At 39.3% G+C, this 23099-nt stretch carries 18 protein-coding genes; 13 read left to right on the top strand and 5 right to left on the bottom strand.

What is annotated here, in order from left to right; all coding sequences use genetic code 11:
- Positions 1-73: 73 nt before the first annotated feature.
- From RH40_RS10235 to RH40_RS10245, 3 genes are all read right to left on the bottom strand, one after another.
- Positions 74-685 (bottom strand): PGAP1-like alpha/beta domain-containing protein, encoded by a 612-nt coding sequence (locus RH40_RS10235; RefSeq protein WP_009601401.1) that lies wholly within the window; start codon positions 683-685, stop codon positions 74-76.
- Positions 686-848: 163 nt separating this feature from the next.
- The gene (locus RH40_RS10240) at positions 849-2471 is read right to left on the bottom strand and encodes an ABC transporter ATP-binding protein (protein ID WP_009601402.1); all 1623 of its coding nucleotides are present in this window, start codon (positions 2469-2471) and stop codon (positions 849-851) included.
- Between the two features lie 13 nt (positions 2472-2484).
- The gene (locus tag RH40_RS10245) at positions 2485-2979 is read right to left on the bottom strand and encodes a hypothetical protein (RefSeq protein WP_009601403.1); all 495 of its coding nucleotides are present in this window, start codon (positions 2977-2979) and stop codon (positions 2485-2487) included.
- A gap of 204 nt (positions 2980-3183) precedes the next feature.
- Between RH40_RS10245 and RH40_RS10250 the strand changes: the two genes are divergently transcribed.
- Entirely contained in the window at positions 3184-5544 is a 2361-nt protein-coding gene (locus RH40_RS10250; protein ID WP_009601404.1) for a Lon protease family protein, read from the top strand.
- A 54-nt stretch (positions 5545-5598) separates the two neighbouring features.
- Here RH40_RS10250 and RH40_RS10255 read toward each other — a convergent pair whose 3' ends face one another.
- Entirely contained in the window at positions 5599-6591 is a 993-nt protein-coding gene (locus RH40_RS10255) for a 2-hydroxyacid dehydrogenase (protein ID WP_009601405.1), read from the bottom strand.
- A gap of 404 nt (positions 6592-6995) precedes the next feature.
- Between RH40_RS10255 and RH40_RS10260 the strand changes: the two genes are divergently transcribed.
- The 11 genes from RH40_RS10260 to RH40_RS10310 all read left to right on the top strand — a co-directional run bounded on the left by RH40_RS10260 (position 6996) and on the right by RH40_RS10310 (position 22224).
- Complete coding sequence (locus RH40_RS10260; protein WP_009601406.1) at positions 6996-7502, top strand: hypothetical protein; 507 nt, start codon at positions 6996-6998, stop codon at positions 7500-7502.
- A gap of 12 nt (positions 7503-7514) precedes the next feature.
- Entirely contained in the window at positions 7515-9659 is a 2145-nt protein-coding gene (gene bcsA / locus RH40_RS10265) for a UDP-forming cellulose synthase catalytic subunit (protein ID WP_009601407.1), read from the top strand.
- 12 nt (positions 9660-9671) lie between these two features.
- A complete protein-coding gene (locus RH40_RS10270) occupies positions 9672-11594 on the top strand; it encodes a cellulose biosynthesis cyclic di-GMP-binding regulatory protein BcsB (RefSeq protein WP_009601408.1) in 1923 nt (640 codons plus the stop codon).
- A complete protein-coding gene (locus RH40_RS10275; RefSeq protein ID WP_009601409.1) occupies positions 11591-12616 on the top strand; it encodes a family 8 glycosyl hydrolase in 1026 nt (341 codons plus the stop codon). Before RH40_RS10270 ends, RH40_RS10275 begins: the two co-directional genes overlap by 4 nt.
- Positions 12613-14034, top strand: coding sequence for a hypothetical protein (locus RH40_RS10280; protein WP_009601410.1), 1422 nt, complete (start codon positions 12613-12615; stop codon positions 14032-14034). The genes RH40_RS10275 and RH40_RS10280 overlap by 4 nt, the downstream gene beginning before the upstream one ends.
- A 131-nt stretch (positions 14035-14165) precedes the next feature.
- A complete protein-coding gene (locus RH40_RS10285) occupies positions 14166-14690 on the top strand; it encodes an NUDIX hydrolase (protein ID WP_009601411.1) in 525 nt (174 codons plus the stop codon).
- A 236-nt stretch (positions 14691-14926) separates the two neighbouring features.
- Positions 14927-16750, top strand: coding sequence for an extracellular solute-binding protein (locus tag RH40_RS10290; RefSeq protein WP_009601412.1), 1824 nt, complete (start codon positions 14927-14929; stop codon positions 16748-16750).
- A gap of 10 nt (positions 16751-16760) precedes the next feature.
- On the top strand, positions 16761-17849 hold the full coding sequence (locus RH40_RS10295; protein WP_009601413.1) for a microcin C ABC transporter permease YejB: 1089 nt from the start codon (positions 16761-16763) through the stop codon (positions 17847-17849).
- Between the two features lie 2 nt (positions 17850-17851).
- Entirely contained in the window at positions 17852-18889 is a 1038-nt protein-coding gene (locus RH40_RS10300; protein ID WP_009601414.1) for an ABC transporter permease, read from the top strand.
- Positions 18890-18891: 2 nt separating this feature from the next.
- Positions 18892-20484: an ABC transporter ATP-binding protein gene (locus RH40_RS10305; RefSeq protein WP_009601415.1), complete on the top strand. Its 1593-nt coding sequence runs from the start codon at positions 18892-18894 to the stop codon at positions 20482-20484.
- Between the two features lie 858 nt (positions 20485-21342).
- On the top strand, positions 21343-22224 hold the full coding sequence (locus RH40_RS10310) for a LysR family transcriptional regulator (RefSeq protein ID WP_009601416.1): 882 nt from the start codon (positions 21343-21345) through the stop codon (positions 22222-22224).
- Here RH40_RS10310 and RH40_RS21240 read toward each other — a convergent pair.
- Complete coding sequence (locus RH40_RS21240; RefSeq protein WP_050790439.1) at positions 22221-22664, bottom strand: prepilin peptidase; 444 nt, start codon at positions 22662-22664, stop codon at positions 22221-22223. The genes RH40_RS10310 and RH40_RS21240 overlap by 4 nt on opposite strands.
- Before the next feature lie 167 nt (positions 22665-22831).
- On the opposite strand from RH40_RS21240, the gene RH40_RS10320 reads away from it, so the two are divergent.
- Positions 22832-23050, top strand: coding sequence for a Flp family type IVb pilin (locus RH40_RS10320; RefSeq protein ID WP_009601418.1), 219 nt, complete (start codon positions 22832-22834; stop codon positions 23048-23050).
- The last annotated feature ends 49 nt before the right edge of the window (positions 23051-23099 follow it).

A 23099-nucleotide genomic window follows, 5' to 3' on the forward strand; every position in this document is an offset into this window, starting at 1 on the left:
TAGATTGAACATCGCTGCCTTGCAAGCAAGCCATTTTTGCTGAACTCAGTGACTTTAGGTTATCCGGTTAGAACTAGTGTTTAAATTTATTAGTAGTAATGAAGTGGTGTATTTGTGAAGGTACTTCCGAGGAATATATTAAGCTAGTATGGCTGCTTTTGATTTCTATATGATCAGACATTCCTTCGATTTTTGTTTCTTCCAAGGTTACAGTTCCATCGGACTTTCCACGCATTAGAAGCAGTGGCCTTACTCCAATAGGTATTGTTCCGGCGATACTGCCTAATTTTTGTGAAAATTGCCATTTGTCCTGATGCTCTTCCAAACCATGGGATGCTGCATTGCCTAGAAACATACCCATACCCAATTTTTGTATTTTTGTCACAACGGAGGCGCCCTGAAGGGGACTTCCTATGGTAACTACGTGAGAAATCTTCATCTTGTGTTCAGTGGCTGTAGACAAATACCGCTTGATTATTAGGCCTCCTAAGCTGTGGCCAACTAAAACGTTATCGCAATCATTGTGTAAAGCTCTACTTATCTTTTCGAATAACTTTTTTTCATTTATAGCAACACTATTATAAGTTAACGTCCTAGTGTCGTAGCCTAATGATTTTAGTTCTTTGCTTAGTGGCAACATAACTAGACCATGCATATATAGGCCATGCAAGATAATGATATTCATAAAAACAATGATCTCCCATAGACTTATATGTACAAGAGCGTGAAGTAGAAAATACTTTATTGCACAATAAACAGTAAGTACTGGCTTTGAGTTTAATGTGTGTGACCCCAAGTATCTGATAAAGAAGCTATAGGGCTACCATACAGTAGCCCAAGTTTAATTTCTAAGCAGCCTCTGAGGTTTCATCAAGGTCAAAAGATGCAGCAATCAGTTTTTTGGTGTAGTCATGAGATGGATTGTGGAATATCTCATCGGCTGTACCTTGTTCCATGACTTCCCCTTTTTGCATTACGAGTACGCGATCAGACAGCGCTTTAACGACACTCAAGTCATGGCTGATGAATAGGAAGCCAATATTGTGTTTTTTCTGGAGATCCTTTAGTAAATCAATAACGGTTAGCTGAACAGAGCGATCAAGAGCAGAAGTCGGCTCATCGAGCAGGATGAATGATGGCTCGAGGATCAGTGCTCTCGCTATTGCTATACGTTGACGCTGCCCACCGGAAAATTCATGTGGATATCGGTTGATTGAATGCGGGTCGAGTCTAACTTCCTCTAGTGCTTTTCTGGCTCTTGACATCCTCTCGTTTCGGGAGAGATTTGGCTGGTGAACTGTTAAAGATTCTGTAATGATATCGCCAACAGTCATACGTGGTGACAATGAGCCGTATGGGTCTTGGAATACCATCTGAATGTCTTTTTTAAGAGCAAATCGTTGAGCCTGGTTGAGGTCATCGATATTTTTTCCTTTGAATTCTATATTACCAGTTGACGGTAATAAACCGATAAGTGCTCTACCCAGAGTTGACTTTCCAGAGCCTGACTCACCAACAATGCCTAGAGTCTCACCTTGTTTTAGTTCAAGCGATATACCTTTAACCGCTTCAAAATATTGATTTTTACTGGCTAGAAAATGTGATTTTATTAAGAATTTAACGCGAATATCTTCCGCTTTCAACAAAGCCGAAGCATCTTCTTTTATCGGTTCTTTATTGCCTGAAGGTATAGAGTTTATCAGCATTTTTGTATATTCATGCTTGGGTTGCTTGAATAAATCTAAACAAATGCCTTCTTCTACAACATCACCCTTGCACATTACAATAACTCGATCCGCAAGGTGCTTTACCACACCGAGGTCATGAGTGATAAATAAAATGGACATTCCCATTTTTGCTTGAATTTCTTTGATTAAGTTTAAAACTTCCGCTTGCACAGTCACATCTAGCGCAGTAGTTGGTTCATCAGCAATCAGTATATCCGGCTCATTAATGAGCGCCATCGCAATCATGATACGCTGCAACTGTCCTCCAGAAAATTCATGTGGATACTTTCTGTAAGCTTGCTCAGGGTTAGGTAAATGTACCAAGTTAAAAAGCTCTAAGACCTTATTCTTCGCCTCTGTTTGTGAAACGTGACGGTGGCATGTCACAGCTTCAGCCACTTGAATGCCGACTCTCATAAAAGGATTTAGCGAGGTCATAGGTTCTTGGAAAATCATACCAATTCTATCACCACGGATAGATTGCATTTCAGTCTCAGATAAATCCAAAAGCTGCTGACCTTCAAAGTCGATACTTGATTCTGTTGACAGGATTGCGTTTTTGGGCAGAAGTTGCATCAAAGCGTTGGTTGATACAGACTTACCACTCCCTGATTCACCAACTATCGCTAGGGTTTCACCTTTTTGCAAATCAAAGCTAACGTTTTTAACCGCATCGACTATCCCGTCGTTGGTGGTAAAACTTACAGATAGATTTCTGACCTCTAGAATCGGCTTTACTGACATTGTACATCCCTTTTTAATTAATCAAATGTGAGCTGTCCTTGTATGAATGGTACTGCTGAAGGTTTGTGAAAAAATCATGTGATCTTTGCACATGTTCAAATTCAAGCATCCACTTAGCGCTTCTCTGAGCGCTACAAAACGCTCCTAGGTAGCGTAATAAGTCCTCACATTGACTTTGTATCACAAATAGGGTCGCCTGTACCAGTTCAAACGACTCGATTGATAAAAATTGTAGTTGCGCATAGGTCTGATTTATAAGCTCAAAAGCTTGACGCTGTTGCCCCATTCGGTTGAGTATTTCAGCTTGTGATATTGCAGCATCACTTAAGCCTCTGATCAAACCGCTAAATTGGCATGCTTTAGTTTCATCATCTAAAAGCGCTTCTTGAAGATGAGTCGGTAAGTGGTTTAATACCTGATCATAGAGATAGTGAGCCTCTGGCCAATGGCCTTGTTCAGTGAGCTTTTCTGCTTTGAGATAGGTTGTCCAGCATTGTTGCAAATCCATCGTTGGGCTCCTGTATTTTAAATCAATTGCCCGTATTTAAATCGAATTCAAACATAAATGCAAATGGTTATCATTTATGTTTGTTTGGCTTATGGTTTGGTTAAAAAACGTCCACTTAAACTTAATTAGGCTATAAGTCACTAAAATATAAATAATTATGACCTACACTAACTCCTAATACTAAATACTGACAAGGGTAGAGTGATGACTATACAAAGACTTGAGGCAACTCAGTTATATCTGTCTGCTGAGTTGGAAAAACTTCAAAACAAGTCGACTAAAGAGTTGGCGCCTATCGATGAGATTGTTGGTCAAGAGCGAGCACAAAAAGCAGTTGAGTTCGCGATGTCAATCAAAGAGAAAGGTTATAACATCTATGCTATCGGCCAAAATGGGTTAGGCAAACGAACAATGATTTTGCGTTATCTGAATCGTCACCAGCATGACGAGAAGGCGCTTTTTGATTGGTGTTACATTGCTAACTTTGAGGACATTAGAACCCCCAGAGTATTAAAGCTCCCCTGTGGGATCGGCAGCCGTTTAAAGCAAGATATAGAGAAACTGATGTCGAAGCTGGTCAATGCGATGCCTTTAGCGTTTGATAATGAGCTCTACTATAGCCGTGCTGATAAATTAAAAAATCAGTTAGCTGCAAAGCAAGAAGCAGAGCTCGCAGTTATTACCAAAGATGCAAAGGCAAAAGGGATAAGCCTAACGATTACCTCTCAGGGTGACTACCAGTTTGTTGCAATGAATGGTGATGAACTTCACAGCGAAGAGTCTTTTGATGCATTGAGTAGAAAGGAGCAAGAATATTTTGGCGAGACTATCGATGAGCTTGAAGTTAATCTTAGAAATATGGTACGTCAGCTAACGGAGTGGGAAGAAGCGTACAGTGAAAAGATAAAAAAATTAAATGATGAAGTCACCCTTGATGTAATCACTCATTTTATAAAACAACTTAAAAAAGATTATGCTGGCTATTCAGCGATAAAAACTTACCTAACGGAACTGCAACAAGATATCGTTGAAAATGCTGATATCTTCCTCGAACAGAGCGCAGAGCAAGGGGAGGCTGCTACAGCATCGTTGGATAAAAAACTACCGCGTCGTTATAAGGTCAATGTTCTCGTTAGCCGTAAAGAGGGCGAGTTTCCTATTGTTGTTGAGGAAAATCCCAATTATCACACGCTCTTTGGCTATATCGAAACTGCGACGTTCAAAGGTACAGTTTTCACAGATTTTTCATTGATCAGGCCGGGAAGTTTACATAAAGCGAATGGCGGTGTGCTCCTTATGGATGCTCAGAAGGTTCTCGAGCAACCTTATGTCTGGGACGGCTTAAAACGTGCATTGAGAGCAAGGCAGTTGAGTCTGACATCCTTAGAAAAAGAGGTAACTTTAACGGGAACAGTGTCACTGGATCCCGAAGCTATCCCTCTTGACGTGAAAATCATTCTTTTTGGAGATTATCGCACTTATCAATTACTGCAGCATTACGATCCAGAATTTAGTGAATTATTCAGAGTGACTGCGGATTTTGAAGATGAGATGAATCGCAATGCTGATTCGGAATTACAATATGCAAAATTTATATCTAGTGTAGTAAATGATAACGGCATGCTGCATTGTGACCGCAAAGCTATCGCAAGGATCATTGAACATAGTTCTAGGCTAGCTGGAGATCAGAATAAAATTTCGCTTCACTCTGCCAATATCGCAAACCTTTTGCGCGAGTCTAACTATGTTGCAAGACAAGCAAATTCGAACATGATTCGTTTAAGTCATGTTGAGGAAGCTCTATCGAACCAAGAGCAAAGGGTTAGTAGGCTCAAAGATAGTGTTATGGAAAGTTTTATTAATGGGACGACATTGATACGAACTAGTGGTGAGGCTGTAGGTCAGGTTAATGCCTTATCTGTTCTAAGTACAAGCGAATATATGTTTGGTGCTCCAAATCGAATCACGGCTACAACCTGTTATGGTGATGGGGAGGTCATTGATATTGAACGCAGTGTTGATCTCGGGGGTAGTATCCACTCAAAAGGCGTCATGATTCTAACGGCATACTTGTCTTCAGTATTTGGTAAGACTGCTAAGGTTCCGCTCAGTACTACAATAACATTTGAACAATCTTATGGTGGGGTTGATGGAGATAGCGCGAGTATGGCTGAGTTCTGTGCAGTGGTTTCTGCGTTCTCTAAACAACCCAATAGGCAAGATATAGCCATAACAGGTTCAATGAATCAATTTGGTGAGTCACAGCCTATTGGAGGTGTAAATGAGAAGATCGAAGGTTTCTTTGATGTTTGCACCATCAAGGGACGAAGTGACACTCAAGGCGTAATTATTCCAAGGTCAAACATGCACAATCTTATGCTCAGACCTGACATAGTTAAAGCGGTTGAAAAAGGGGACTTTCACATATGGGCTATTGACCATGTGACAGAAGCTATAGAGTTGTTCACTGGTCGTTCTGCCGGTATTCCGAGTGATGAAGGAAGTTATCCTATCGATACTATTTTTGGTATCGCACAAGCTAAAATTAATTCACTAAGAAAATAGTCCTTGATAAAAAGCCTGCTCTGATTGTAAACATCAGTGCAGGCTTTACTTTACCTAAAAAACTTCGTTTCCGGAACAGATACCCTTGGTATAGGCATCGATGTTCTTGAAGGTTGTTTCGGCTATGTTCGCAAGTGCTTCGTGAGTGAGGAATGCTTGATGCCCAGTAAACAAGACATTGTGACATGCAGATAATCGACGAAAGATATCGTCCACAATTACATCATTTGATTTATCTTGGAAGAAAAGTGCTCTCTCATGCTCGTAAACATCCAAACCAAGCGCACCGATACGGCCAGTCTTCAAGGCTTCAACTGCAGCAGCAGAATCGAGTAGCCCGCCGCGGCTAGTGTTGATTATCATGACTCCATCTTTCATTTGCTCGAATGCGTTTGTATCGAGAAGGTGATAATTTTCGTCGTTCATTGGGCAATGAAGTGTAATGATATCACTGTTTTTGAAAAGATATTCCTTAGTACAGTAGCTTGCTTCCATTTTTAGTGCTTCTTCATTCTCGTATGGGTCATGGCATAAAAGCTTCATACCCAACCCTTTAAGAATTTTCATGGTGGCGATTCCAATCTTTCCGGTACCAATAATACCCGCCGTTTTGCCATAAAAATTGAAACCAACTAGACCATCGAGGTTAAAATTAGCGTCTCTTGTTCTTTGATACGCTTTGTGAAATCGACGATTTAAACTCATCATGAGACCGACGGTATGCTCTGCTACCGATTCAGGAGAGTAGGCTGGGACTCTCACTACATTGATTCCAAGTTGCTTTGCGACGTCTAAGTCAACTCGATCGTAGCCAGCACAGCGCATTGCGATCATTCTAACACCTTCTTGATGAAGTCCTTGCAGTACCTCTGCATCAAGTTCGTCATTTACAAAGGCACAAACTACCTGACAATTGTGTGCGACCTTTGCTGTTTTTTTTGTTAACTGAAAATCATGGAAATAGAGATTATAGTTGTATTTTTTATTGGCTTTGAGAAGGGATTCTTCATCATAAGACTTAGCACTAAATATGGCAATATCGAGCATTTTAACCTCTGATTAGACTTGGGTTTATGATGATATTGAACCCTGATTTAGGATAAAAATAAACAACTTTTTAGCGATAATCCAAAGAGAAACTACGATGAGTTGAGCAGTATTTTGTTACTGCTCTAGCGGCATGGAGATGAGAAAAGGTTTACAGCGATATTCAGTATAAGCCATCATTTTAGAAATGACGCTGCTAATTGTTAAATTGATAGAACTAACAAATTCTATGCATGTTGTTTTATTTAAACTAAGTTTATAAGTGATGATTATTTTATCACTTTAAGTGCCGAGTTTTTGAAAGTACTAACGTGAGGCGCAAACTTTATAGCGTGGTCTGCATTTAAATACAGAAGCCAATAAGGTGTTTTAAGTATTGTATACGTCTGAGTCGAGGAAAAAACGTGTATTCAGGTAAGACGATAGCTTTGATAGGATGTTGTGCTCTATTACTCATAGGTTGTCAGCAGCGGCCCGATGAAATTCAATCCTTTGACCCTGTATTGGAACAAATCGGTAATCTTCCTGCAAACTTACCGACACACATAGATGGACATCATTTTAGCCAGAAATACGGAGATATAACCTTTTTTTGGACATTATTACCAAACGAATCAATGCAGCCACGAGAAAACCTCGTATTGCAAATTGTCGCTAGCAATCCTTATCGTATTCCTCCAGAACGCTTTAACCTACTAATCCCTGATGCACCAGGTAAAAAAATTTTTGAGAAAGATAAGGCATATGAAACGTGGACAATCGTAGAGGATAGTGATACCTGTCTGATTTCTCGTCAATATATTCAGAGTGACGTCGATTGGATTTCGATATTCACCAATTATTGCACGCCATTGAAGCGGCCTATACCAGCTTGGATAAAGGGAGGGATTTTTCTGCATCCTAGGATGTAGTTATCGACTTCTATGTTTAGGGCGGCTCTAGTTTTTATCTTACTGTTATTGTTAGCCTACTTGGCGGCTTTTCATGTTTCAGTTGAATCACACTTAATGTTGGTCGTTATGGCTTTTCTGTTAATAGTGATATTCAGCCGTTTGAAGTCATCGTTTCTACGTGTATTCGTAATGCTACTTGGTGGCTTTATTTCCATAAGATATTTGTGTTGGAGGTTTGTCTATTCGATTCCTTGGGAAAGTCAGTTCGACTTGCCTTTTGCACTCATGTTGTTTGCGGCAGAAAGTTATGGGATCTTGATTTACTTGTTGGGGATGTTTATCACTTTAAAGCTTAACATACGTCAAGTTGTTCCGGTTGATGAGAGCAAACCTCTCCCTTCGATTGATGTGTTCATTACCACCTATGATGAGCGTTTAGATGTTGTTACGCCTACGATTGTTGCTGCGGTCAAGCTACGATATTCTGGACAAGTAAATGTGTATGTTCTTGATGATGGTGGTACGACAGAAAAGCTTCAAAACCCTGACGCTGTAAACGCAAATGAGGCTAAAGAGAGAGCGGAACAGCTAAAAAATTTTTGTGATGAACTCAGCGTAAATTACATAGCTCGTCGGGATAATGAAGGTGCAAAGGCTGGCAATATTAACTATGCATTAGAGCACACTCATGGAGAATTAATACTCGTATTAGATGCTGATCACGTTCCGACACGAGACTTTCTGATCAATACTGTAGGTGCATTTCAAAATAATGGGAACCTTGGCTTTTTACAAACTCCTCATTTTTTTATAACTTCGAATCCGATAGAAAAAAATCTAGAACTTATCGATAAAGTTCAGCCTGAAAATGAAATGTTTTACAACAGCATTTTGATCGGCATGGACAACTGGAATAGCTGCTTTTTTTGTGGTTCTGCTGCACTCCTCAGACGTGCAGCACTGTTGGAGGTGGGAGGTCTTGCGACTCAAACCATAACTGAAGATGCTGACACTTCGGTGAATATTCATGCTAAGGGGTGGGATAGCGCCTATTTAAATAAACCTATGATTGCAGGCTTATCTCCGGATACATTCCAAGCTTATATGATGCAAAGAATGCGCTGGTGTCAAGGTATGATTCAGGTTTTTATGCTGAACAATCCCATTACTAAAAAGGGTTTAGATATTAGCCAGCGGCTTTGTTATTTGAACGCGACCTTACATTGGCTATTTCCAATTTTTAGGACAATTTTTTTAATTTCACCGCTGCTATATCTACTGTTTGATATACAGATTTTTGTATGTGATGCCCGCGATTTTTTATTTTATGTTGTTCCTCACTTACTAAACAGCATGGTCCTTAATCAAATGTTATTTGGTAAAACGCGCAAGGCATTTTTTTCAGAGCTCTACGAAACAGCACTCGCTCTTTACCTGTTTGTTCCAGCGATAGTAACATTGTTCCACCCCAGACCAAAACGCGTTGTTTTTCGTGTTACCCCGAAGGGAGAAACGACAAAGTCCACGGCCTTTTCTCGTTTAACCCCTGTAATGATGATTATGTTCATTCTGATCTTGTTTGCTGAAGTCTGGGGTGTTTACCTTTATTTATATAACATTGATGAACGTGGTCGATTGTTGTTGGTTTTGATATTTAATACGTTTAATTTCATTCTCGTTGTTTTGAGCTTAAGTGGGATGCTTGAGGTAAAGCAGCGCCGTAAAGAGCCGCGTCTATTAATTAATGAAAAAGCATCGGTAGAGCATCAGGAGCATTCAATTAGTGCTGTAATTAATGATATCTCGCTTCATGGCGCACGGCTTACCCTTTCATTAAAAAAGCATCCCATAAAGCTTGGTGACTCTGTTGACGTGCATTTTTTTACCGAAAATGGAAAATTCTTTCATAATAAACCTATGTATCGGCACGAAACCGTTCATATGGTGGTTAAAGCGACATTGAAGGGAGGTCAAATTTGTTGTGAGTGCAAGTGTGAAAGGGCCAAAGATATGTTCGCTCAACATAAAAAAATGTATGGGAGAAGTGAGCGATGGGAGGGAATTCGCCACCACTCAGAGGAGCTAAGACAAAACCTATTGGTATCAAGTCTAAACATTGTTGGTCTTTTTTTTCATCACTTTGTGCGCGTTTTGCGTGCAATAATGCACATATAGAGCTCACTCGAAATGAATAAGTTACTAGCAATCTTCATTCTTTCACTCCTCCCCTTAAGCTCTTTTGCGCAATTTAACAAAGACATTCCTTTTTTATATTTAACAGGTAATGACGATGAGATTATGTTTCGAGGTTTAGCACATGAGGAGCCCATTTTTTTGATGATTCAAGATACAAATCGTCTTAATCGAGTCATCTTTAATTTAGCGATATATAACAATAATGAGGGTGTGGCTACTCGTTTGATTTTGACAGATGGTAAACAATACTTGTCACACGTTGAGTTAGGGCAGTTAAACCATTATCAGTTTGTGCGATTCGATGTGCCTTTACAATCATTATCCAACTCAAAACCAAATTTCAAATTGCGAATTGTTCATTCAGCTTTGAACCATGGTCGGGTCAAACCTCATGAATTGCTGACTGTACTGAATCAAAAAGATTCTTACTATAGGCCGATCTTAGAGCCAATAATCGCCAAAGATAGAAATAACCTGAACACTTTTAACGCCTTGTTAAGGGGAGGCTATTTTTCTCACTACCTGACCTACCTTCACCCTCTTGAAGATGCGATGAGTGAAACATCAATTAACGGAGCAAGTAAAATAGTACAGGGGTTAACACTTCGTACGCAGACCATTCAAGAGAATATAAGATATGGACCGATCTCAGATGACTTTATTCCCGGTGTTCGAATTATTTTTGGAACAACATTAGCTTTGAGAGAGTCAAGGTTTGCCAAAGACTTTAATGTTGCCGGTATCAAAGGCCCCTTTATCGGGGTTACCCAAAAAAGTGATGATTGTGTATTGCTTTTGATAACTGGAACTAACCAAAACGAGGTATTGCGTGCTCTAACACAGTTTGCTTTACAAAGTTCGTGGCTCGATAAAAAAAACAAACAAGGTTCTTCAATAGTTAGGGTCCCATCAAGTGGAAGTCAAAGAGTCTCTCTTGATGATTTTGTAGATAAAGTCAACATCACCCTTAGTTCTATTAATCTTAGAGTCTTTGTACCAAGTACTTTAAAGTTTGATGCGTCATCCAAATTTGTTTTAAATCTCATGGTGAATCATGAGCGGCTTCTACCGAATGATGCAATGCTGATCCTTAGGTTAAACGGTGTCCATAGCAGAAGCGAGTTGCTTCACTCGAGTTGGTGGCGCGAATCTCACTATTATCGCTTAGAGCTACCTTTACAAGGTTTCAAAAAAGGATTGAATACAATTCAGCTTAAAGCATCTAGCTTGGATAAAGACATTAATATTGTCGTTGATAGTCAGAGTTCGACTATGGTAATTGATCCTGGCCTTGAATTTATCCCTCTGCAAACCCATTATTTGAGGCCCGAAGGTGTGCTAGCTGTCGCAGATAGACTCGGACGCGAATCACAAATATCTATCCCTAGAATGGGACAAGAACAATTAAACATGCTTTGGTATTTCTTAAGTAATATTACACTACATGCTCAAAAAGCGTTTCCAGACAATTTAATAACTTTTAGTTCAAAGAAAAGTCGAAGACTCCAAGTAATACTCTCGGAACCTTTTGTTGGGCCTGAATCGATTGATGTTAACGATATGGTGGAAAAGCGTAATACATGGAAACAGAAAATTTTAGACAAGCTGTTTGTGTTTGGGCCTGAATTATCCACTCAACCTAAAAATGCGAGTATTAAACATAATCAGTTAGAAGAAGATGGATATGTGATCAAGCTTGATCACACAGATATTGAAGAACTAAAGCAATTTTTGAGTAGTACGCAAGATGTTCTACCAACTGGCAAAATTAGATTAGGTAATGGACCTCAAAGTTTACATGAGGGGCTAAAGTTTATTGTATTGGTATGGCCTTATGTTTTATCAGGTCTAGTTATAAGCCTGATTGGGATAATTTCTTTTATCATATATAGAAAATTAGAGCGACGCGCATGAATTACTATTATCGCATTATTTTTGTGTCAGTTATGTTTTTCCTTCAGGGTTTCACAACAGTGAACTCTCAATGCGTCGATACGGCTCATCAATGGGAAAAATATAAACTTTGGTATTTGGCGGATGAAGGGCGGGTAATTGATAACGCAAATCAACGTATATCTCATAGTGAAGGCCAAGGTTATGCAATGTTGATGGCGGTCTTTTTTGATGATAATGAAGCCTTCAGCAGGCTATGGGATTGGACTCAGAAAAACTTAACAGTACCGGGAACTGTTTTGCTTGCTTGGAAATGGCAGCCAAGACCCCCTCACACGCCAGATAAAAATAATGCAATCGATGGGGATATTTTAATCGCATGGGCTTTGCTGCGAGCGAGTAGAAAGTGGGGCAATAGCCGTTATTTAGACGATTCAACTAAAATTATCCATCATATCGCAGAGACTCAAATACGAATTGTTGACGGAGATACGATTCTCTTGCCCGGAAATAATGGATTTGAGACACCTGAATCTACCATAGTTAATCCCGCTTACTGGATATTTCCGGCTTTCAAAGAGTTCAACTCTCATAAAAAAGTTTGGGATAGGTTAATTATCAGTGGAAACAACATATTAGATAAAAATCAATACGGTAAATCTCTGCTACCTAGTGACTGGCTTGAATTTTCGCATGGGGAATGGAAACCAGCGAAAAAGTTTGAGACGATTTTTGGTTATTCAAACTATCGTATTCCACTTTATCTATCTTGGTCTGGACAGAGTCATCCCATCAACAAAAAATATTTGAATTGGCTCATGAGCGAGGATGCGGCTTGGGTTGATATCAAAACAGGCCGTAAAGCTTCTTATCAACCACCAATTGGTGCTTATGCGATATCAGAATTGGTTCAGTCTACTCTAAATAAATCCTCAAACATTGCAAAAAAAGGAATCAGAAAACAAGTTCAAGGGGATAACTACTATTCTGACAGTCTAACCCTCCTTTCGCACATTGCATATCAAGAGAGGTTTTGCAGATGAAAAGACACATTATCTTGTCAATAGTTTTCTGTATGAACTTTAGCCATTATGGGTATGGTGAGACGTTACCAGCATCCGCAACAGATGCAATTAACGCTAGTGTTTCAACCGCCATTAATGAACGTAAATATTGGCGTATGTTGGAGGAAGATGGTTGGGAAGTCGTTGAGCAATCAACAAAAGATATTCCGATATCTGAGCGTTTAAGAGAAGAGCTCTATTATAGGAAAACATTAGAGTACATGGGCTTTTTAATCATAAACCGTCGCTATGAAGAGGCGACTAGACTCTCAAAGCAGCATCCTCAGTGGCAAAACTGTGAGCATATCCATTGGCTATGGCAATCTCTCCTAAACGAAGTTTCGACGGGGTATGGTCCTAATTCTCAGCGCCGATATGACGAATTACTAGAAACGTGTCCAGCTCATGCTTTGACAACCACCAAGAAAATGCTTAGCTGGATAAATCGGTCTGCTATCGAAGACATTTTGGCCCGATATGGGGCGAGTCGCTATGTCGATGAATTTGCGTTGGCAGCGTTCAAAGAGGATTATTTGCTCTCTAGCTTGGAACAACCTAAGCCGACATTGAAAACATTACAAGAAATTGGGCGTATAACTACGAAGAGGCAAAGTGGACAACTTGCCGAGGCGTTAGGCTGGAAATATCTCGATATACAGAGACCAGACTTGGCAATGTTTTGGTTTGAAAGCGCAATTGAGTGGGCTGGAGAGACAGAGCTTAGAGTTCGTGGAATACTTTATAGCCTCTCGGTACAAGCAAAGCGAACACTGCAACACTATGAGAAAAAGTTTCCTGAATTAAAATTGAGCACACGAGAGTATAATGACCAAGTCTGCCGCCAGCCTCCATTAGCTGCCACTTGTCTGGTTTTGCTAAATAGCTTGTCCCGTGCTTTGAGCCCAGAGTTGGCTTCTTTACGAGCATGGAAATTGTATGAACTTAAAAGGGTATTCTCTGCAATGTTGGCATTTGAGGAAGTTCTAGCTGAAATTCCTTTGAACCACAGGCGTTGGGAAATTACTCAATATGGTTACGTGTTAACGCTTATACAAGCAGGTTTCCATCAAAAAGCATTGGTTCAAGCTGAGTTTATTCAAAACAGTCAAAACAGAGAGGCACTTAATAAAAGGTGGATGGCTGAAGCAATTTATCAGTTTTATCATCAGGGACAATATAGTCAAGCTTTGCTTCTTCTGGACCAGCATGATAGTCAATATGGCCTAGATATTGCCCTGTTGGAGATCAAGGCATGGTCCCTTCACCATACAAATAAAACCATTGCAGCAAAAGAGATCTTTCACCAACTAACAACTATTTTCCCATTTGATGAGAACATAACTGTTGCCTATGAGCTTCTAAAATGTTTGTCCTCCGGTACAAGAGAGAACTGCTAGTGATATCAATTGATGTAGGTAAGCTCACTTAGACGCTGTATTATCAGACCATACTTCGGGTGATTGGGGGAATTCGGTATTACCAATTTAAAAATGGTAATATTGGAGAAAATTAGCCACACAGCAGATATATGAAACATTTAATTACTTCTTTTCATCCTTCAATTACTTCAATCGAAGGACAACGTATTATAAACCGTAAAGCAACTCGCTCCATTGTTTTAGATGGGGAGGATATTTTGCTCCTATTCACAGAACGATACCATGATTATTCTCTACCGGGAGGGGGGCTCGATGAAGGTGAAGATCTGGTTGAAGGTTTATGTAGAGAATTAAAAGAAGAAACCGGTGCGCGTAATATCTCCGACATTGAGCCATTCGGTATTTATGAGGAATATCGTCCCTGGTATAAAGATAATGCTGAGGTAATGCATATGATGTCGTATTGTTTTACGTGCAAAGTAGAACGCGAATTAGGTATGACGTCACTTGAAGATTATGAAATATCCAATGGTATGACGCCCGTGTGGGTCAATATTCATAAAGCAATCGAACATAATGAACAAACGATTGCCAATAGCTCCAAAAAAGGCATGAGTATTGAGCGAGAAACGTATTTGCTCAAACAGGTTGCCAGTTTGATGGTCAAGTGTTGAGGACTACTACCAGACGTAAATGTATTTTTGTGTTCTGTTGTTTACTTGGGGATTTATTCACTAATGGGCTCGGTATACCAGTTATTAAATTAGCAAAAGTAACTTTCTCGCAAACCTTGAGCTCGGTAGCCTCTTTTTGAAAAGATTTACACTATAGTTTTTCCAAGCAGTTGAATTATTGACGGTAATTAATATTATAGTCACTAGCTCCCTTGAAAAGCTGAAGGATTAGTAATATGAGTATATCTAGGACCAAGTCGTATCGTGGTTTTTTAACTATCATTTTGCTGAGTGGCGTGGCTGACGCAAAAGTTATTGAATCGACGACCTTAGTTGGGTTTGGTGAGGCAAAATATTCTGAAAATTTCTCCCATTTTGATTACGTAAACCCAGAGGCACCTAAATATGGAAAGGTGACTTATGGACAAATAGGGACCTATGATAACTTTAATCGCTATGCCTCGAGAGGGGTCGCTGCAAAGGCAAGTGGTGAGTTGTACGATACTCTGATGTTTAAGCCAAGCGATGAAATTGATACTTACTATCCTCTCATAGCTGAGAGAGTGAGGTACTCTGACGACTTTACTTGGCTAGAAATCGATATTAACCCTAAGGCTCGATTTCATGATGGAGTACCGATCACTGCTCATGACGTTGCATTTACATTTGATAAATTCATGAAAGAGGGTGTGCCCCAATATCGAGTTTATTATAGTGATATTGCTTCGGTAACAGCAAAGACCGATTTAACAGCTCGTATCGAGATGAAAAAGCCCAATCGTGAAAAGTTATTCAGTTTTGCTCAAGGGACTCGAATCTTACCGAAACATTTTTGGCGCGATAAAAACTTTTCTGAGCCGTTAATGACACCGCCAGTGGGTAGTTCAGCTTATGAGATTATCGACTATAAGACAGGTCAATATGTTACTTATGGGTTAGTAGAAAATTATTGGGCGGCCAACTTACCGGTTAATGTTGGCAGAAAAAATTTCCAACAGATACGCTACGACTATTACAGAGATGAAACGGTAATGTTGGAGGCTTTTAAAGCAGGAGAATTTGATTTTCGGCTAGAGACTTCTGCCAAATTTTGGGCTAACTCTTATACTGGTGTTAACTTTGATAAAGGCTATATCGTTAAAAAGGAAATACCTCACCAAAAACCAGAAAGCACTCAAGCCTTTGTCTTTAATAGCCAAAGAGATATATTTTCAGATCCATTGGTAAGAGAGGCGCTGACTTACGCCATGGATTTTGAGTGGATGAATAAGAATATGTTCTACGGTCAGTACAGTCGCACGCGGAGCTATTTTCAGAACACAGATTATGAAGCGAAAGGGGTACCCTCGAAAGAGGAGTTGAGAGTGCTGGAACAATTTCGCAACAAAATTCCTGAGAGAGTTTTTAGTAAAGAATATCAGCCGCCGGTCACTGACGGATCGGGAAGAATAAGAGTCCAAATGCGTCAAGCTTTTAAGTTGTTGAAAAGTGCTGGATGGGAATTAAAAGATAAGGTAATGACCAACATACGCACTGGTGAACCTTTGGCATTTGAGCTCCTTATCTATAGCCCCACCACAGAAAGAATCGCAATCCCTGTTCAGAAAAATCTCAAACGTATGGGTATTGATATGAAGATCAGGACGATCGATACCACTCAATATATTAAGCGCCTTAGAGATCGTGATTTTGATATGGTTTCTTCTGCTTATGGTGCCAATCCTTATCCAAGCCCAAATTTAATGATCGTTTGGAACTCAAATTATTTGGATTCAACTTACAATACAGCAGGTGTGAATGATCCTGTTGTAGACTTTTTAACTGCTGAAATATCAAAGCGTCAGCAAGAACCAAAAGCCCTGCTTTCTTTAGGCCGAGCACTAGATAGAGTTCTTCAATGGAATTTCTATATTATCCCGCAATGGCATGTTAGTGAATATCGAGTTGCAATGTGGGATAAATTTGAACGACCAGAGACAACCCCAAAATATGACTTGGGAGTAGATACTTGGTGGGTTTCAGAGAATAAAGCACAACTTTTGCCAGAAAAACGTCGTTAAGGGAGAATTGATGTTAGCTTATGCATTGAGGCGTTTGCTGTTAGTTATCCCGACATTGTGGGCGATTATTACCATAAATTTTTTCATCATTCAGGTTGCTCCTGGAGGACCAGTAGAACAGGCAATCGCGCAACTTGAGGGACATAGCTCAGGTATAATGGAGCGTTTTTCTGGCGGTGGAAATGAGGTTGATTCGAGCTTCAAAGCGGATGATACAGGTTCTGGATACAAGGGCTCTAGAGGCTTAGACCCAGAGGTTGTTGAGGCGATTAAAGTTCAGTTTGGTTTCGACAAACCTGTTCTTGAGCGCTACTTTGATATGTTAAAAAACTATCTCATGTTTGATTTTGGAGAAAGTCTGTTTAAAGGAGGTGACGTAATAGATCTGATTATCGAGCGCTTACCTGTCTCCATCTCATTAGGACTATGGAGTACCTTGATAATCTACTTTGTTTCTATCCCTCTCGGTGTTGTAAAAGCACTCCATCATGGCAGCCGCTTCGATATCTGGAGTAGCACTATTGTTATTGTAGGATATGCGATTCCAGGCTTTCTTTTCGCCATTATTCTGATTATCTTTTTTGCAAGCGGTAACTATTTCAGCTGGTTCCCACTTCGAGGTTTAGTTTCTACAAATTTCGACCAACTTAATTGGTATCAGCAAATTATTGATTACTTTTGGCACCTTTCACTGCCTATTTTAGCCATGGTAATCGGTGGATTTGCCACGTTGAGTATGTTAACCAAAAACTCATTTCTTGATGAGATTAATAAACAATATGTTGTCACAGCAAGAGCCAAGGGATTGGATGAAGGAGCGATTTTGTACAAACATATTTTTCGTAATGCGATGCTAATTATTATCGCAGGCTTTCCAGCTGCCTTTATCAGTATATTTTTTACAGGCTCAATGTTGATTGAGGTTATGTTTTCACTTGAAGGTATCGGTTTACTTGGTTTTGAGTCAACTATCCAACGTGACTATCCCGTCGTCTTTAGTTCGCTTTATATTATGACGTTACTCGGCCTTGTCTTAAGTATTATCTCTGATCTCACCTATACATGGGTAGATCCTAGGATAGATTTTGAGGCGCGTTGACCATGTATAAGCAAAAGAGAAAAAATCCACTCAATGAAATGAGGTGGCTCCGTTTTAAATTAAATCGGCGTGGTTATTGGTCTGCATGGATATTCTGCCTGCTGTTTGTTCTGAGTCTGTTTGCAGAGTTAATTGCTAATGACAAGCCATTATTTATTAGCTATTCAGATCAATGGTATTTCCCCGTAATCTACCAGTATTCTGAAACTCAATTTGGCGGGGAGTTTGATACAGAGGCTGACTATACAGATCCTTTTGTTGTCGATTTGATTAATGAAGAGGGCTATATCGTTTGGCCCATAATCCGATTCAGCTATGACACTATCAACTTTGATCTCACTACAGCGGTGCCCTCTGCGCCTGATAGAACAAACCTACTGGGGACTGATGATAAAGGCCGCGACGTCTTGGCTCGTGTTATATACGGCTTTCGTATTTCTGTATTGTTCGGTTTTATTCTCACGGTTATCTCCAGCATTATTGGTGTTTTTGTCGGTGCGACACAAGGCTATTACGGAGGGAAAATTGATTTATTTGGGCAACGCTTTATTGAGGTTTGGTCAGGTATGCCGACGCTTTTCTTGCTCATTATTCTTTCAAGCTTCGTCGAGCCGAACTTTTGGTGGCTTCTTGGTATCATGGTCGCATTTAGCTGGATGAGTCTAGTTGGGATTGTACGAGCAGAGTTTTTGCGTTGTAGGAATTTCGATTACGTCAGGGCTGCTCATGCCATGGGTGTGAATGATCGCCGAATAATGTTGAGGCACATGCTGCCTAATGCCATGGTTGCTTCACTGACTATGATGCCTTTTATTCTATCAGGTTCCGTAACGACGTTGACTTCTCTGGATTTTCTTGGCTTTGGTTTACCGACGGGATCTCCTTCTTTGGGAGAGCTTTTGGCGCAGGGAAAAGCAAACTTACAAGCACCTTGGCTGGGACTTTCTGCATTCTTTGTTCTGTCCATTATGCTCACCCTTCTGGTGTTTATAGGAGAAGCGGTAAGGGATGCATTTGATCCGCATTTGCAAAGGGTATAATTATGGAAAAAAGTGTACTCTCGATAGATAAGCTGAGTATTGGTTTTGAGTCGAAAAATGGGATAGAGCCAATTACTCGTAATGTATCACTGTCACTCAATAAAGGAGAAACATTAGCTTTAGTCGGTGAAAGTGGCTCTGGAAAATCAGTGACAGCGAATGCCATTCTGAAATTATTGCCCAAACATTCAACAAAGTATTTAACAGGAACTGTGACTTTTGGTAAGTCGAACTTGCTTAATTGTTCAGAACGTAAGCTTCGTGGAATAAGAGGCAGTAGGATAGGTATGATTTTCCAGGAGCCTATGGTTTCTCTAAACCCTTTACATAAAATAGGCAAGCAACTTACGGAGACCCTAGCAGTTCATCAAGGCTTACGCAAAAGACAAGCAGAAGAAGTTGCGATAAGTTGGTTAGGTAAGGTTGGAATCCGCTTTCCAGAACAAAAAATATTAGCTTACCCACATGAACTCTCAGGGGGGGAACGTCAGCGAGTTATGATAGCGATGGCTTTGATTAACGAACCTGAAGTGCTAATTGCAGACGAGCCTACCACAGCTCTTGATGTCTCGGTACAAGCACAAATTCTAGAATTATTAAAAAATCTACAGAAAGAACTTGGTATGGCAATGCTGTTTATTACGCATGATTTAAGTATTGTGCGCAGTATTGCAGATAGAGTTGCCGTTATGCTGGATGGTTCAATTATAGAAACTGGTCCGTGTTGTGAGGTATTTAGTTCACCCAAGCATGAATACACTAAGACCTTGATTAGTTCAGATCCCAAAGGTCGTCCAGTCCCTGTTAGCGGTAGCACATCGCCTTTACTAAGCATTAAAGACCTAAAAGTCTGGTTTCCAATAAAAAGTGGTATTTTCAAACGGATATCTTCACACATAAAAGCAGTGACAGATATGAACTTCACATTGGAAGTGGGTCAGGCTATTGGGATTGTAGGAGAGAGTGGTTCAGGAAAGTCTACAACAGGACTCGCATTGCTTCGTCTTTTAAACTCAGAAGGCTCAGTTTCATTTTTAGGTAAAGAACTCCAGGGTTTAAACCGACGTGCAATGCTTCCTTATCGGAGTCAATTACAAGTGGTCTTTCAAGATCCATTTTCTGCTTTAAATCCCCGAATGTCAGTAGCTGACGTTATCGGAGAAGGTGTAAGAGTTCACGAGAAATTAAGTGAAAGTGAAATCGACATAAAAATATGTACGGTAATGAATGATGTGGGATTAGTGCCTGAAATGAGATTCCGTTACCCAAACGAGTTATCCGGAGGGCAGCGTCAAAGAGTGGCTATTGCGAGAGCGTTGATTCTAAATCCCCAATTTATTCTACTTGATGAACCAACATCATCACTTGATAGAACAGTTCAAGCTCAGGTTCTTGAACTATTGAAAAAACTTCAGAAACAGTACGATCTTTCTTATCTATTTATCAGTCATGACTTGAGTGTTGTGCGTTCTTTGTGTCATTACACGATTGTGATGAAAGATGGTAGAGTCGTCGAGCAAGGGGAAACAGAAGCTATCTTTAGTGCACCTAAAGATAAATATACCCAACAACTGGTTGCTCTTTCTTGTCTGTAATATTTTTATACCCAAGTGACGTCAAAATGCAGGATTCAGAGCGATACCACAGTGTTGAGTTCAAGGAAAATAACGCAGCGGAAAAGTGAGCTCTTACCAAGTTATTTGACGATGAAATCGGCGCTGTGGCACGCTCCCAAAGGGCGAGTTGCCTTGCCTGTGAAGTAAGCGATTCCCGCCGAACCTAGCACCTTGAGGTTACTTGGGTATATGTTGTTTGCTCTGTTTTATTGAAAGAATATAGATCAAAGAGGGACACAAGCGGTCTCAAGATTCTGACGTAGAGAGACGAGGTATTGTTTTCAAATTAAGCGACAACGATAAAGCCTCATGTTCATTACCAACCTTTTACATTGTATGCGCCTGTTAGAACTGCTAGCTCTTCGAGCATTTGTTCAAAAGTACAGATTATGGTTTAGCTGCTAATTGTTCTTACATCTTGTTTTTAATGAAACTATGCTGTGATAATGCTGCAAATCCTATTTCTTGCAGCTGTGTGGTTACTTCTTGCTAAATCAATAGCTTTGACATCGAAAATAATATCAATCGTTATGAATTTATCTTTATTTATATGGGTGGTTAAATTCAATATTATCAGTAGCTTATATATATTATTTAATTTGTTAATACGAATTTTAACTTTGTTTTTAGTAGCTTACGAATAGATGGGTTAACTTGTCTGAGTAAAACACATCAAGCACCAACTTAAGTATTGATTATATCGAAATATTTTTTCTTCAGACAAGGCAAGCATAGGGGTACTACAAAGTCAGTCCTTCGCATGTTTGAGGTCAATGCATCGCTGATTAGGAGTGAAATAATATTGTGATATATAAATCGCATTAAAGGTAAATTTATATGATGAACAAACCCAGTTGCCTTATTGATTCTAAGTATCTGATGACGCTAACTAGAGTCGCAAAACACAGAAGTGTTACAGTTGCGGCAGAGTCGTTATTCATGACCCAACCAGCTGTATCCCAACACATTAAGAAAATTGAGAGTGTTATTGGCGCGGAAATTTTTGATAGGAAAGAAAGTTTTGACCTTACCGATCATGGGAGAATCATGCTAGAGCATGCGGAAAAAACCTTGAAAATGAATGAAAATCTGTTTGAACAGCTAAGAAATATTAATCTAAGTGGACGTATTAGCATAGCGTTAGAGGATACACTTTGCAGCAGCTTCATAAACAATATTGTAAGTGAACTAAAAAAACACAGTTATGACAATCTTACGGTGAATATTTTCAATGTGAATCAATCAAGTTCAATAGATGATTATGATCTTATCTTTAGCACAGAAAGGTTACCTAAAGGTAGAGGATCTTCTCAACATATTTATACATCAAAATATATTATGGCTAAAAAGAGGGGTGGTTCCTCCCATGTATCTAAAGTTGTCTTTTGTGGCACACTCAAAAAAAATCTTATAGTTGAGTTTTTGCAAAAAGAAAATATAACTATATCAGATGGTTGTATCTGGTTGGCAACGGGATCGGCAAGTATGATGGAAAATGAATTACTTTCTTCTGACACCATAGTTATTTGTCCAAAATGGTCGTTACTAGATACTGAGTGTGAAAGAAAACCTTTAAGACAGCCGATTAACCTTTATGCGTGGAGCCGGGACGATGCAATTGCGCAGATTGTTTCGTGCAAGCTAGCTAGACGGTTAAGAGAGTTCGGTAATCCCCATGACGTGAAGAATGATATATCCTATGATGATTTAGACTCTTAATTTGCTAGCAGAGATATAATCAAAAGCATGAAGCTAGATATTGATATTGGTATGCCATATGGTATACCTTTTTTAATCTGAACCTTTTTAAATAAACAGTCGTAAGCGATCATGATTACGACTTGCATAGCTCCTAGAATTCCTATTAAGATAAAATAAAAGGCTATAAAATCAGGCTTGATGGCTAATGTGAAAACACATATCGCTTTGACATCTCCTCCGCCGATAAAACCCAAATACCAAAAACAAAAAAAGACAATAAACGAAAATATAAAAATCAGAGATGAATTAATAAAGTGGCCTTGGTATAGCGAAATTGCTGTCCCTAAGACAAAAATGATCTTTATAATAATGTTTGGTATTATTCTATATCTCATGTCGTAAATCATTACAGTCACACAAAGTATAAAGTAAGATAAAAATATAATATTTATTATCATTTCAGTCTATGGTTTTAATTGTTTGGTCTCATTCTAAGGAAATAATTATCTTTTTGCCATTTTAATTAGTTATAACCTAATAAATAAACTTTATTTGAATTCTTAATGATAACAATGTAAATTTTAAAAGTCGTATTTTTGTCGATAAAATAATCCTAGAGAAATTTATGTTTAATAAAATATTTACAAGTTTATATTTTTTGAAAATCAAGTTTAATGAAGATATACGAGGTGCAGCAGCATTAGAGTACGTTTTTATCGTTGCAGCGATAGCAATAGTAATATTTCCGCTTCTGAGTCAAGATGGAACTTTTATGAAAGCCTTGAATACAGCGTTTAGTGATATGACCACTGCATTTACAGAAGCTACGAAAAAGAAGGGGTAGGAATATAGTACTGTAAAAAAATGTTTATTAAAATAGGGGTAGTTCCCCT

It is taken from the genome of Vibrio caribbeanicus ATCC BAA-2122 (assembly GCF_000165125.1).
GTDB classification, from domain to species: Bacteria; Pseudomonadota; Gammaproteobacteria; order Enterobacterales; family Vibrionaceae; genus Vibrio; species Vibrio caribbeanicus.